At 60.5% G+C, this 13861-nt stretch carries 9 protein-coding genes and 4 tRNA genes; 5 read left to right on the top strand and 8 right to left on the bottom strand.

Going from position 1 to position 13861, the window contains the following annotated elements:
- Positions 1 to 86: 86 nt before the first annotated feature.
- The 4 genes from AAEZ10_RS03175 to AAEZ10_RS03160 all read right to left on the bottom strand — a co-directional run bounded on the left by AAEZ10_RS03175 (position 87) and on the right by AAEZ10_RS03160 (position 619).
- Positions 87 to 163, bottom strand: a tRNA-Asp gene (locus AAEZ10_RS03175).
- Between the two features lie 19 nt (positions 164 to 182).
- Positions 183 to 258 (bottom strand) — tRNA-Val (locus AAEZ10_RS03170).
- A gap of 189 nt (positions 259 to 447) precedes the next feature.
- A tRNA-Asp gene (locus AAEZ10_RS03165) sits at positions 448 to 524 on the bottom strand.
- A 19-nt stretch (positions 525 to 543) separates the two neighbouring features.
- Positions 544 to 619, bottom strand: a tRNA-Val gene (locus AAEZ10_RS03160).
- 159 nt (positions 620 to 778) lie between these two features.
- On the opposite strand from AAEZ10_RS03160, the gene rdgC reads away from it, so the two are divergent.
- The 3 genes from rdgC (at position 779) to sugE (ending at position 3239) form a co-directional block, all read left to right on the top strand.
- Positions 779 to 1699, top strand: a complete 921-nt coding sequence (rdgC, locus tag AAEZ10_RS03155) for a recombination-associated protein RdgC (protein ID WP_024012190.1) — start codon at positions 779 to 781, stop codon at positions 1697 to 1699.
- 139 nt (positions 1700 to 1838) lie between these two features.
- On the top strand, positions 1839 to 2804 hold the full coding sequence (locus tag AAEZ10_RS03150) for a bile acid:sodium symporter family protein (protein ID WP_122752087.1): 966 nt from the start codon (positions 1839 to 1841) through the stop codon (positions 2802 to 2804).
- Positions 2805 to 2924: 120 nt separating this feature from the next.
- Positions 2925 to 3239: a quaternary ammonium compound efflux SMR transporter SugE gene (gene sugE / locus AAEZ10_RS03145; protein ID WP_024012188.1), complete on the top strand. Its 315-nt coding sequence runs from the start codon at positions 2925 to 2927 to the stop codon at positions 3237 to 3239.
- Between the two features lie 114 nt (positions 3240 to 3353).
- Here sugE and AAEZ10_RS03140 read toward each other — a convergent pair whose 3' ends face one another.
- From AAEZ10_RS03140 to AAEZ10_RS03130, 3 genes are all read right to left on the bottom strand, one after another.
- Positions 3354 to 5225 (bottom strand): MFS transporter, encoded by a 1872-nt coding sequence (locus tag AAEZ10_RS03140; protein WP_122602267.1) that lies wholly within the window; start codon positions 5223 to 5225, stop codon positions 3354 to 3356.
- 96 nt (positions 5226 to 5321) lie between these two features.
- Positions 5322 to 6473, bottom strand: coding sequence for a TDT family transporter (locus AAEZ10_RS03135; RefSeq protein ID WP_350567626.1), 1152 nt, complete (start codon positions 6471 to 6473; stop codon positions 5322 to 5324).
- Between the two features lie 114 nt (positions 6474 to 6587).
- On the bottom strand, positions 6588 to 7775 hold the full coding sequence (locus AAEZ10_RS03130; protein WP_350568240.1) for an MFS transporter: 1188 nt from the start codon (positions 7773 to 7775) through the stop codon (positions 6588 to 6590).
- A gap of 103 nt (positions 7776 to 7878) precedes the next feature.
- Here AAEZ10_RS03130 and AAEZ10_RS03125 point away from each other — a divergent pair, with 103 nt between their 5' ends.
- Positions 7879 to 8421, top strand: a complete 543-nt coding sequence (locus AAEZ10_RS03125) for a TetR/AcrR family transcriptional regulator (RefSeq protein ID WP_350567623.1) — start codon at positions 7879 to 7881, stop codon at positions 8419 to 8421.
- A 210-nt stretch (positions 8422 to 8631) separates the two neighbouring features.
- Positions 8632 to 12102: a hybrid sensor histidine kinase/response regulator gene (locus AAEZ10_RS03120; protein ID WP_073472656.1), complete on the top strand. Its 3471-nt coding sequence runs from the start codon at positions 8632 to 8634 to the stop codon at positions 12100 to 12102.
- A 341-nt stretch (positions 12103 to 12443) separates the two neighbouring features.
- On the opposite strand, the gene AAEZ10_RS03115 is transcribed toward AAEZ10_RS03120, so the two are convergent.
- Positions 12444 to 13808 (bottom strand): DNA recombination protein RmuC, encoded by a 1365-nt coding sequence (locus AAEZ10_RS03115; RefSeq protein WP_350568237.1) that lies wholly within the window; start codon positions 13806 to 13808, stop codon positions 12444 to 12446.
- Between the last annotated feature and the right edge of the window lie 53 nt (positions 13809 to 13861).

Genomic DNA, 13861 nt, shown 5'->3' with positions numbered 1-13861 from the left:
GGCGATTTTATAAATCGCAGACAGCAAAAAGCCCGCACAAGGCGGGCTTTTTGTGGTGTCTGGCGTTCAGTTCCAGATACCGAATATGGCGCAGCGGACGGGACTCGAACCCGCGACCCCCGGCGTGACAGGCCGGTATTCTAACCGACTGAACTACCGCTGCGCGAAACGCTTGAAACGAATGGTGGGTGATGACGGGATCGAACCGCCGACATTCTGCTTGTAAGGCAGAAGCTCTCCCAGCTGAGCTAATCACCCTTCGCTTCGTTACGGGGCGCATTATGCCACAGGTTTTCGTAAAATGTTGATTTAATTGAATATTTTTCAAAAAAATCTGAAAACCGGTGAAACGATACATCCCGCGGGTACAACCTTGAGACAGAAAAAAACCCGCTTCAGCGGGTTTTCCGTGGCGACCTGGCGTTCAGTGGTCCAGGTTACCGAATATGGCGCAGCGGACGGGACTCGAACCCGCGACCCCCGGCGTGACAGGCCGGTATTCTAACCGACTGAACTACCGCTGCGCTAAACACTTGAAACGAATGGTGGGTGATGACGGGATCGAACCGCCGACATTCTGCTTGTAAGGCAGACGCTCTCCCAGCTGAGCTAATCACCCTTCGCTTCGGTGTGGCGCGCATTCTACGGAGCACCCCCACCTCTGGCAAGCACTTTTTTAAATAATTTTCCGAGGCCTTCCAAAGGCTTAGAGAAGGGTTGGCCTATGCCCCGGCGAAGACAATAATGCCCCCCTTTGTATAAAGGAGTGACTCGCCCCATGTGGTTCAAGAACCTGCTGATCTATCGCCTGACCCAAGACCTGCCTGTCGATGCCGAGGCGCTGGAAACTGCACTGGCGACCAAACTGGCGCGGCCGTGTGCAAGCCAGGAGCTGACCACTTACGGTTTCGTCGCACCGTTCGGCAAGGGCGAAGATGCGCCGCTGGTGCACGTCAGCGGCGATTTCCTGCTGATCTCTGCGCGCAAGGAAGAACGTATTCTGCCGGGCAGCGTCGTGCGTGACGCGGTCAAGGAAAAGGTCGAAGAGATCGAAGCCGAGCAGATGCGCAAGGTCTATAAGAAGGAACGCGACCAGATCAAGGATGAAATCATCCAGGCCTTTCTGCCGCGCGCATTCATTCGTCGCTCGTCGACCTTCGCCGCGATCGCGCCGAAACAGGGCCTGATCCTGGTCAACTCGGCCAGCCCGAAACGCGCCGAAGACCTGCTGTCGACCCTGCGCGAAGTGATCGGCACCCTGCCCGTGCGTCCGCTCACCGTGAAAATGGCACCGACTGCGGTGATGACCGAGTGGGTCACCACGCAGAAAGCCGCCGACGATTTTTATGTACTGGACGAGTGCGAACTGCGCGACACCCACGAAGACGGCGGCATCGTCCGTTGCAAGCGTCAGGACCTGACCAGTGAAGAAATCCAGCTGCACCTGAGCACCGGCAAAGTCGTCACTCAGCTGTCGCTGGCCTGGCAGGACAAACTGTCGTTCATGCTCGACGACAAGATGACCGTCAAGCGCCTGAAATTCGAGGATCTGTTGCAGGATCAGGCGGAACAGGACGGCGGCGACGAAGCCCTGGGCCAACTGGATGCCAGCTTCACCCTGATGATGCTGACCTTCGGCGACTTCCTGCCGGCACTGGTTGAAGCGTTGGGTGGGGAAGAGATGCCGCAGGGGATCTGACTCTGAAGAGTAACCTGTGGGAGCGAGCCTGCTCGCGAATGCGGTGCGCCAGCAACATTAATGTATCTGGCTCACCGCTTTCGCGAGCAGGCTCGCTCCCACAATGTTTTGTGGTGTAACCAAAGATAAGGATCAAGCCATGCGCGCACTGGCTGCACTCAGCCGCTTTGTCGGCAATACCTTCGCTTACTGGGTTCTGATATTCGCCGTCGTGGCCTTCCTGCAACCGGCGTGGTTCATCGGCCTGAAAAGCGCGATCGTACCGCTGCTGGGTCTGGTGATGTTCGGCATGGGCCTGACCCTCAAACTCGACGACTTCGCCGCCGTCGCTCGCCACCCATGGCGGGTGGCGCTGGGCGTGGTTGCGCATTTCGTGATCATGCCCGGTGTGGCGTGGTTGCTCTGCCAGGTTTTTCACCTGCCGCCGGAAATCGCCGTCGGGGTGATTCTGGTCGGTTGCTGCCCGAGCGGCACCTCTTCGAACGTGATGACCTGGCTGGCGCGCGGTGATCTGGCGCTTTCCGTGGCGATTGCCGCCGTCACCACCCTCCTCGCTCCGCTGCTGACCCCGGCACTGATCTGGCTGTTGGCCTCGGCGTGGCTGCCGGTATCGTTCATGGAGCTGTTCTGGTCGATCCTGCAAGTGGTGCTGTTGCCGATCGTTCTCGGCGTGGTCGCGCAGCGGCTGCTCGGCGACAAGGTGCGGCATGCGGTGGATGTGTTACCGCTGGTGTCGGTGGTCAGCATCGTGATTATCGTCACCGCCGTGGTGGCGGCGAGTCAGGCGAAAATCGCCGAGTCCGGCCTGCTGATCATGGCCGTGGTCATGCTGCACAACAGCTTCGGTTATCTGCTCGGCTACTTCACCGGGCGCCTGTTCGGCCTGCCGCTGGCTCAGCGCAAGTCGCTGGCACTGGAAGTCGGCATGCAGAATTCGGGACTGGGCGCGGCATTGGCCAGTGCGCACTTCTCGCCACTGTCGGCGGTGCCGAGCGCGCTGTTCAGCGTTTGGCACAATATTTCCGGAGCACTGCTGTCGACGTACTTCCGGCGCATGAGCGAGAAGGAAGACCGCGACAACCTCGCGCAACGGGCTGCCGATTGAGGCTGAAAACTTGATCCCCGGGTTAATGCTCGTCAGTATATTGCGCAACGCGGGGACGACCCTGCGGCTCGCTCGAGTCATTAATCTGGGGACGACCCCGTCAATCGATGGAGGTCCTGCATGTCCTGGATCATTCTGTTTTGCGCCGGCCTGTTCGAAGTCGGCTGGGCCGTCGGCCTGAAATACACCGACGGCTTCACCCGCCCGCTCCCCACCGCCCTGACCGTTGCCGCCATGGCCATCAGCCTTGGTTTGCTCGGTCTGGCGATGAAGGAATTGCCGTTGGGTACGGCCTATGCGATCTGGACCGGTGTCGGTGCCGTGGGTACAGTGATCGCCGGGATCATTCTGTTCGGTGAGTCGATGGCATTGATTCGGCTGGTCAGTGTGGCGTTGATCGTCACGGGTTTGATAGGCCTTAAAGTCAGCGCTTAAGCCACTAGCGTCTTCGCGAGCAGGCTCGCTCCCACATTCAACCGCGTTCCGTCATTGGAATACGGCCAACTGTGGGAGCGAGCCTGCTTGCGAAGGGGCCTTTTAATACACCGACTATCTGACGGATCCGCGCAACTCCCCCACCAACACCTGCAACTTCGCCGGCTCCGTCCCTTCGGTAATTGCCGGCCCCGCCACCAGCGTCACCCGCGACCACAAGCGATGGAACAAGCCCTTGTTCGGATCGCGACTGAAGAAACTCCCCCACAATCCTTGCAGCGCCAGCGGAATCACCGGCACCGGCGTCTCCTCCAGAATGCGCGTCACGCCGCCGCGAAACTCGTTGATCTCGCCATCGGCGGTCAATTTGCCTTCCGGGAAAATACACACCAGCTCACCGTCCTTCAGATACTGAGCGATGCGGGTGAAGGCTTTTTCGTAGATCTGGATATCTTCCTGGCGTCCGGCAATCGGAATAGCGCCCGCCGTGCGGAAGATAAAGTTCAGCACCGGCAAGTTGTAGATCTTGTAGTACATGACAAAGCGAATCGGCCTACGCACGGCACCGCCGATGAGCAAGGCGTCAACGAACGACACGTGGTTGCACACCAACAGCGCCGCGCCCTCGTCCGGGATCGCTTCAAGGTTGCGGTGCTCGACGCGGTACATGGAATGGCTGAGCAGCCAGATCATGAAGCGCATGCTGAATTCCGGAACGATCTTGAAGATGTAGGCGTTGACGCCGATGTTCAGCAGCGACACCACCAGGAACAGTTGCGGGATCGACAGTTTGGCGACGCTCAACAACACGATCGAAACAATCGCCGACACCACCATAAACAGCGCGTTGAGAATGTTGTTGGCGGCAATCACCCGCGCCCGTTCGTTTTCAGCCGTACGCGACTGGATCAGCGCGTACAGCGGGACAATATAGAAGCCACCGAAAATGCCGAGGCCAAGGATGTCGATCAACACCGCCCAGGTGTGAACGAAGCCGAGCACCGCAATCCAGCTATGGCCGGTGACGCTGTCCGGGATCCCACCGGAATGCCACCACAGCAACAGGCCGAACACGGTCAGGCCAAACGAGCCAAAGGGCACCAGCCCGATCTCGACTTTGCGCCCGGAGAGCTTTTCGCAGAGCATCGAACCCAGCGCGATGCCCACCGAAAACACCGTCAAAATCAACGTGACCACGGTTTCGTCACCGTGCATCCATTCCTTGGCGTAGGCCGGGATCTGCGTCAGGTAAATCGCCCCGACAAACCAGAACCACGAGTTGCCGACAATCGAGCGCGACACCGCGGGCGTCTGGCCCAGACCGAGTTTCAGCGTCGCCCAGGACTGGCTGAAGATATTCCAGTTCAGGCGCATTTCCGGCGATGAGGCCGCCGCGCGCGGAATGCTGCGGCTGGCCAGATAACCCAGCACGGCAATGCCGACGATCGCTGCGGAGACTACCGGCGCGTAGTGCTCGGACGACATCATGATCCCGGCGCCGATGGTGCCGGCGAGAATCGCCAGAAACGTGCCCATTTCCACCAGACCGTTGCCGCCGACCAATTCATCGTCGCGCAAGGCCTGCGGCAGGATCGAATACTTCACCGGGCCGAACAACGCCGAGTGAGTGCCCATGGCGAACAGTGCCACCAGCATCAGCGACAGATGATCGAAGAGGAAGCCGATCGATCCTACGGCCATGATGGCGATTTCCGCGAGCTTGATCAGACGGATCAGCGCGTCCTTGGCGAATTTTTCCCCAAATTGCCCGGCCAGCGCCGAGAACAGGAAAAACGGCAGGATAAACAGCAGCGCGCAGAGGTTGACCCAGATCGAGCGATCGCCCTCGATGGTCAGCCGATAGAGGATGGCGAGGATCAACGACTGCTTGAACACGTTGTCGTTGAACGCGCCGAGCGACTGGGTAATAAAGAAGGGCAAAAAGCGCCGGGTGCGCAACAGGTTGAACTGTGAGGGGTGACTCATCTTCCGTGTTTCCTGATGTTAGGTAGTGAGGCCTGGGTGCTTGTTATTGGAATCCCGCACCACGATCCAGGCCACACCTTACCTAAACTTTTCGGATTATTTCTTCAAACCTGCAATACACGGCGAGACAAACAGCTCGCCTCGCCACGCGCCCTGCACGGTGCGCTTGCCGACGATCAGCCACATTGCCGCCAACAAAATCACCAGCGCCGTACCGAACACACTGAAAAATGTCAGGTTGAGGATACTTGCCAGTTTCAGCGTCGCCAGCGAATACACGCCCAATGGGAAGGTGAAGCCCCACCAGCCGAGGTTGAACGGAATGCCGTCACGCAGATAACGCCCGGTGATCAGCAGCGCCATCAACATCCACCACAGACCAAAACCCCACAGCGTGATCCCAGCGACCAGACCCAGGCCTGAAGCAATTTCACCGACGCCGGGCAGACCATTCGCGGCAAAAATCGCTGGCGCCTCACCGCCCAACAGCAACATGCCCAGGGCACCGGTGCCGATCGGACCCAGCGCCAGCCAGCTCGACGCGGCCATGTTTTCGTGGGGCAGTTTGTGCAAGGCCATGCGCAGCAACAGAATGGTGAGAATGCTGAACGCCACTGGCAGGGAGAAAGCCCAGAGCACATAGCTGGTGGTCAATACGACGAGTTGCCCATGGGCGTCGGGCAGATGCGGCGCGAGCAAGCCACCGCTGGCCGCTGCCACTTCCGCTGCCACCACCGGCAGCAACCAGACCGCGGTCATCTGATCGATGCTGTGTTCCTGGCGGGTAAACATCATGTACGGAATCAGCACACCGCAGGCCAGCGACATCGCCACATCGATCCACCACAACACTTCAACAAGTTGAATAACACCGTCGCCCCAGCGCGGCAGGCCGAACAACAGAAAGCCGTTAATGATCGTCGCCAGGCCCATGGGAATGGTGCCGAAGAACATCGACACGGTGGAATGACCGAAAATCCGCCGCGCCTCGTCAAAGAACAAAATCCAGCGCGCGGCGTAGGCAGCGGTAAACAGGCTGAACAAGAGAATGTTGAACAGCCACAGCCCCTCGGCCACGGCGCGCAATCCGGGAATGGCCAGCGGCAACTGGGCAAGCGCCAATGCCAGCACACCGGTGCCCATGGTCGCGGCGAACCAGTTCGGCGTGAACTGGCGGATCACTTCACGAGGATGTTGAAGCTGACTGAAAGGTTTGTAGCCGGGGGTGACGCTGTTGCGGCAAATCATCATGAACTCCTGTCCTCTGGTGAGGTTGAATCCATGGTAGATCCGAATCGAATATCGATATAACGGGTAATATCTCTAACTGTTATCTGTTTTGCAGATAAGCGTCTACACGCGCTAAGGAGCGCTGCAAACTCTGCCCGTCTGCGGACGCAGACTGAGCAGCAGCGCAGCCACGGCCAGCACGATCAATACAACGCCGTAACCGTCGGTGGTCACCAGCAACCCGAAACTGCGAGCCAGGTGCCCGGCCAGCAACGCCGGCAAACAGAACGCCAGATAACTGAGCACGTAATACGCCGACATCAACCCGGCTCGTTCATGCGGCAAAGCCAGAGGTACCAGGCTGCGCACCGCTCCGAGAAAGCCCGAACCAAAGCCGCAACCGGCGACCAGTGTGCCGAAGAAAAACAGCGGCAGACTGGCGCCATGCACGCCGAGCAAAATCAGAATCAGCCCAACCGGCAGCAAGCTCGCACCCAGCCGCAGCGCCTGAGCGGCCGGACGATTGCGCATCATGAAAATCATCAACGCACCGGTCACGGTGAGCGCCGCGACCGTAGCGCCGCCGATCAGATTGGAGGTAGAACCAGTGGCCGTGCGCACCAATGACGGTGCCAGCGAGGCATAAAAACCACCGAGCGCCCAGGTTGCGGTGTTCAGCGGCAGCACTCGCCACAACGTTGAACGCGCTTGCACCGGCACGTGCAGGGTCGGCCGCAACGACGCCAGCGCCCCACCTTGCCGCGTAACACTCTCCGGCAGGCGCCAGACATACACGCCTTGCAACACAAACAGTGCCAACAGTAACCAGTAAGTCAGCTGTAACGGCGCCGGCGCGAATTCCGCCAGCAAGCCACAACCCAAACCGCCCAGAGCCATCCCGAGTAACGGTGCGACACTGTTGATCAGCGGCCCCTGCTGCCGGTCGGTATCGAGCAGCGTTGCGCTCAATACGGCAGTGGCCATGCCAGTGGCAAAACCCTGCAACACTCGTGCGCTGATCAGCCAAGCCACGCTGTCGGCATAAATGAACAGCAACATGGCCAGCGCATTGAGCAACACGGCGGTAAAGATCACCGGTTTGCGTCCGAGATGGTCGGAAAGCGAACCCACCGTCAGCAACGCTGCCAACAGACTGAAAGCGTAAACGGCGAAGATCAGCGTGAGCATCGCTGCCGAGAAATGCAGTTGATCCTGATACAAGTGATACAACGGCGTCGGCGCGGTGGAAGCGGCGAGAAAACTGAGTAAGGTGATCGCCAGAAACCACAAGCTGGACCGGTGAGAAGCGAAATTATTCAAGGGGCTGGTCATGGGCACACTCCGCAAAAGCTAATTTTTTGCTTTTGCGCAGTGTGCTACCGCCCAGCGCTTAAAGCAAATTCTTTGTGTTAAGGTCTGCCGCATGGCTATTAAAGAAGGTTTACGCCCCGGTGGCCGCAGTGCCCGGGTGCAGGAGTCGATTCATTCGGCGGTCAATGCGCTGCTGCGAGAGCAGGAACGTTCTACCGTGACCGTCCCGCAAATCGCCGCCCGCGCGGGGGTTACGCCGTCGACGATCTACCGCCGCTGGGGTGATCTGGCAGCATTGCTGGCGGACGTCGCCCTCGCCCGCATGCGCCCGGACAGCGAGCCGGCGAACACTGGCAGCCTGCGCGGCGATATCCGCGCCTGGGCCGAGCAATATCTCGACGAGATGAGCTCGGAGGTCGGGCGCAACATGATGCGCGACGTGCAGGCCAGCGCTACGCCGGGCTATTGCGTGGCGATCATCGGTGCGCAGTTGCAGACCATTGTCGATCGCTATCCGGATGAAAAGGCGCCGAGTGTCGATCGCTTGATCAATCTGGTGGTGGCGCCGGTGGTGTTCCGGATTCTGTTTTCGGCCACGGCGCTGGAGGTTGATGAGTTGCATCGGTTGATCGATATTGCGCTGCGTCGGGACTGACGCGCTCGCTCCCACAAGGAAATGCATTCCATTGTGGGAGCGAGCCTGCTCGCGAAGAGGCCCGCCCGGACACCACAAAAACCACCCGGTACCCCGCCTGCGACACCCCGCCACGCCACGACCTTGGTCGACACTGACTAACCGCCGCGCGCGTGCGAGACTGTCCGCCCGGGCAGGAGTGCCGGGGGAGTCTTTTGTCGGGAGTGCTGCATGTCGTTGTCCACCGGGCTGATCGCCGTCGTTGCCCTGGCCTACATGGCCATCATGTTCGCCATCGCCTTCTACGGCGACCGTCGCAGCACACCGTTGCCGCCACGTGTGCGTGCCTGGGTGTACAGCCTGTCGCTGGCGGTTTACTGCACCAGCTGGACGTTCTTCGGCGCGGTCGGTCAGGCGGCGGAACAACTGTGGTCATTCCTGCCGATCTACCTCGGGCCGATCCTGCTGCTGGTCGGCGCGCCGTGGGTCCTGCAGAAAATGGTGATGATCAGCAAACAGGAGAACATCACCTCCATCGCCGACTTCATCGCCGCGCGCTACGGCAAATCGCAATCGCTGGCGGTGGTGGTGGCGCTGATCTGTCTGGTCGGCGTGTTGCCCTATATTGCCCTGCAACTCAAAGGCATAGTCCTCGGCGTGAACCTGTTGATCGGCGCCGGCGCCGATGCCATGGGCACCCGCGCTCAAGACACGGCGCTGATCGTGTCGCTGGTGCTGGCGTTGTTCACCATCGTCTTCGGTACGCGCAACCTCGACGCCACCGAACACCACCGTGGCATGGTGCTGGCGATTGCCTTTGAATCGCTGGTCAAGCTGTTCGCCTTTCTCGCCGTCGGCGCCTTCGTCACGTACGGCCTGTATGACGGTTTCGACGACCTGTTCAATCAGGCGATGCTCGCCCCGCGCCTTGAGGCGTACTGGAAGGAAACCATCAACTGGCCATCGATGGTGGTGCAGACCGGCGTGGCGATGATGGCGATCATCTGCCTGCCGCGGCAATTTCACGTGACCGTGGTGGAGAACATCGACCCTCAGGATCTGCGTCTGGCGAAATGGGTCTTCCCCGCCTATCTGGCTTTGGCCGCATTGTTTGTAGTCCCGATCGCTCTCGCCGGTCAGATGATGCTGCCCAGTGATGTACTGCCCGACTCGTTCGTGATCAGCCTGCCGCTGGCCCAGGCCCATCCGGCGCTGGCGATGCTGGCGTTTATCGGCGGCGCATCGGCAGCGACCGGCATGGTGATTGTCGCCAGCGTCGCACTGTCGACCATGGTCTCCAACGACATGCTGCTGCCGTGGCTGTTGCGCCGCAACAACGCCGAGCGCCCGTTCGAGGTGTTCCGCCAGTGGATGCTCTCGGTGCGCCGCGTCAGCATCGTGGTGATTCTGCTGCTGGCCTACGTCAGTTATCGCTTGCTCGGCTCGACCGCGAGCCTGGCGACAATCGGCCAGATCGCCTTCGCCGCGGTTACGCAACTGGCGCCGGCGATGCTCGGCGCGCTGTATTGGAAACAGGCCAACCGTCGCGGCGTGTTCGCCGGCCTCGCCACCGGCACCTTTCTGTGGTTCTACACGCTAGTACTGCCGATTGCCGCGCACAGTCTCGGCTGGTCGCTGGCGAGTTTTCCCGGCTTGGCGTGGCTGCACAGCAATCCGCTGAACCTGCCGATCACGCCGCTGACCCAAGGCGTGGTGCTGTCGCTGGCCGGTAACTTCACCCTGTTCGCCTGGGTCTCGGTGCTCTCGCGCACGCGGGTTTCCGAGCACTGGCAGGCTGGGCGTTTCATCGGCCAGGAAATCAGCGCACGACCTAATGCTCGTTCGATGCTGGCGGTACAGATCGACGATCTGCTGCAACTGGCGGCGCGTTTTGTCGGCGAAGAACGCGCGCGGCAGAGCTTCATTCGCTTCGCCTACCGTCAGGGCAAGGGCTTCAACCCCAACCAGAACGCCGACAGCGAATGGATTGCCCACACCGAACGCTTGCTGGCCGGTGTCCTTGGCGCTTCTTCGACGCGCGCTGTAGTAAAAGCCGCCATCGAAGGTCGGGAAATGCAGTTGGAGGACGTAGTCCGTATCGCTGACGAAGCCTCGGAAGTGCTGCAGTTCAACCGAGCGCTGCTGCAAGGCGCGATCGAGAACATCACTCAGGGCATCAGCGTGGTCGACCAGTCGCTGAAACTGGTGGCGTGGAACCGGCGTTATCTGGAGCTGTTCAACTACCCCGACGGCCTGATCAGCGTCGGCCGGCCGATTGCCGACATCATTCGCTACAACGCCGAACGCGGCTTGTGCGGCCCCGGCGAAGCGGAAGTGCACGTCGCGCGACGCTTGCACTGGATGCGTCAAGGCCGCGCGCACACTTCCGAACGGCTGTTCCCCAATGGCCGGGTGATCGAGCTGATCGGCAACCCGATGCCCGGCGGCGGATTTGTCATGAGTTTCACCGACATTACCGCGTTCCGCGAAGCCGAACAGGCGCTGACCGAGGCCAACGAAGGGCTGGAACAACGGGTCAGCGAGCGTACCCAGGAACTGTCGCAACTCAACGTCGCGCTCACCGAAGCCAAGGGCAATGCCGAGGCGGCCAACCAGTCGAAAACCCGCTTCCTCGCCGCCGTCAGCCATGACTTGATGCAACCGCTGAACGCCGCACGGCTGTTCTCCGCCGCCCTCTCCCACCAGAACGAAGGCTTGAGCGCAGAGGCGCAACAACTGGTGCAACACCTCGACAGCTCGCTGCGTTCGGCGGAAGACCTGATCAGCGATCTGCTGGACATCTCGCGTCTGGAAAACGGCAAGATCAACCCGGACCGCAAAGCGTTCGTCGTCAATGAACTGTTCGACACCCTCGGCGCAGAATTCAAGGCACTGGCCCAAGAGCAAAAACTCACGTTCCGGGTGCGTGGCAGTCAATTGCGCATCGACAGCGACATCAAACTGCTGCGGCGGATTCTGCAGAACTTCCTCACCAACGCGTTCCGCTACGCCAAAGGCCCGGTGCTGCTGGGCGTGCGTCGGCGCGGTGGTGAGTTATGTCTGGAAGTCTGGGATCGCGGCCCGGGCATTCCGGAAGACAAGCAGCAAGTGATTTTCGAAGAGTTCAAACGCCTCGACAGCCACCAGACCCGCGCCGAAAAAGGCCTGGGCCTGGGTCTGGCGATCGCCGACGGCTTGTGCCGCGTGCTCGGGCACACCCTGCGCGTTCGCTCCTGGCCGGGGCGCGGCAGTGTGTTCAGCGTCACGGTACCGCTGGCGCGCGCGCAAACGCCTGCGGCGAGCGCCTCGGTCGAACCGAACAGCAAAATGCTCAGCGGCGCGCAGGTGCTGTGCATCGATAACGAAGACAGCATCCTGATCGGCATGAACAGCCTGTTGAGCCGCTGGGGCTGCCAGGTGTGGACGGCGCGCAACCGCGAAGAATGCGCAGCGATATTGAATGAAGGTGTGCGGCCGCAACTGGCGCTGGTCGACTATCACCTCGACCACGGCGATACCGGCACAGAGCTGATGGCCTGGTTGCGCACGCGCCTGGGTGAACCCGTGCCCGGCGTGGTCATCAGCGCGGATGGACGCCCGGAGACCGTGGCGCAAGTGCATGCGGCGGGCCTGGATTACCTGGCCAAACCGGTGAAGCCGGCAGCGTTGCGGGCGCTTTTGAGTCGGTATTTGCCGTTGTAGAAGGTGACCTTGCAGACGCCTTCGCGAGCAGGCTCGCTCCCACCGAAAAGCAAAAGCAAAAGATCGCAGCCTTCGGCAGCTCCTACACAATGAGCGCAAGCTCGAGTGCTTTTGATCTTGATTCACCGGCGACGTCGGAAGGCTGAGCGGATTGATCCCGGAGCGAAGGAACCCGAGCTTGCGAGGGCCGAACGTAGGAGCAAGCGTTTTTTTGCTTATTTTTTTACTGGGCCGGCATTCCGGGCGTTTGTAAAAAAAGTGAGTCGCCGTAAGGGCGAAACCGCCAGCCGCCATCACCGCAGCAACGGATATGCCCCCAAAATCAGCCCAAAAAACGACGCCTACTCAGGCAACTCAACCAACCCATCAACATCCGTCATCGCCCGCTCCAGCAAATCCGCCGGCAAGCTCTTGCTCGCCCGCGCACCGAGCAACTTCAACTGCTCACTGCGGCTGACCAGATTACCGCGCCCCTCTGTCAGCTTGTTGCGCGCTGAGCTGTAAGCCTTGTCCAGTTGCTGCAGACGATTGCCCACTTCGTCCAGATCCTGAATAAACAACACGAACTTGTCGTACAGCCAACCCGCGCGCTCGGCGATTTCCCGGGCGTTCTGGCTCTGCCGCTCCTGCTTCCACAGACTGTCGATCACCCGCAACGTGGCCAGCAGCGTAGTCGGGCTGACGATCACGATATTGCGGTCGAAGGCTTCCTGAAACAGCGAAGGCTCAGCCTGCAGCGCAGCGGAAAATGCCGCTTCGATCGGTACGAACAACAAAACGAAATCGAGGCTGTGCAGGCCTTCCAAGCGCTTGTAATCCTTGCCGGCCAGACCTTTGACATGATTGCGCAGCGACAATACATGCTGCTTGATCGCGACCTGCCCCAACGTTTCGTCATCTGCCGCAACATACTGTTGATACGCGGTGAGGCTGACTTTCGAGTCGACCACGACTTGCTTGTCGCCGGGCAGATAAATGATCACATCGGGCTGGAAGCGCTCGCCGTCCGGGCCTTTGAGATTGACCTGGGTCTGGTACTCGCGGCCCTTCTCCAGACCTGCATGCTCAAGAACGCGCTCGAGGATCAGTTCGCCCCAATTGCCCTGGGTTTTCTGGCCCTTGAGCGCGCGAGTCAGGTTGGTCGCTTCGTCGCTCAAACGCAGATTCAATGCCTGCAAACGCTCCAGCTCCTTGGCCAGCGAGAAGCGCTCGCGGGCTTCGGCCTGATAGCTTTCTTCCACGCGTTTTTCAAAGGACTGGATGCGTTCTTTCAACGGATCGAGTAACTGCCCGAGCCGCTGCTGGCTGGTTTCGGCAAAGCGCTGCTCACGCTCATCGAAGATCTTGCCGGCCAGCTCGGCGAATTGCGCACGCAACTCATCGCGCGAGCCTTGCAGGTCGTTGAGACGTTGTTGATGGCTTTCCTGTTGTTCGCGAAGTTCGGCACTCAGCGAGGCAGCGTGGGCGTCGAGGCGGCGTAACTCAGCATCCTTGTTGGCGCGTTCGAGGTTCCAGGCGTGAGAGGCGTCGCGGGCGTCGTCGCGCTCGATCTGCAGCAATTCAACTTCGCGGCGCAGCGCGGCGAGGTCTGCCTGTTTGGCGGCATTGGCCTGGCCGAGATCGGCGATTTCATCGCGGCTCGCTTCAAGCTGCGCGGTGAGGCCGTCCTGGGCCAGTTGCGCCATGGCCAGGCGCTCTTCGAGCAAGGCCAGATCGGCCTGGGCGTTGCTGGCCCGGCGTTGCAGTTGCCAGGCCAGCG

Source organism: Pseudomonas sp. H26/SER47-MNA-CIBAN-0231, assembly GCF_040310465.1.
In the GTDB taxonomy this organism is placed as follows: domain Bacteria; phylum Pseudomonadota; class Gammaproteobacteria; order Pseudomonadales; family Pseudomonadaceae; genus Aquipseudomonas; species Aquipseudomonas atacamensis.
The sequence above is the reverse complement of the archived record's forward strand: the minus strand, read 5'-3'. Positions and strand labels throughout refer to the sequence as shown.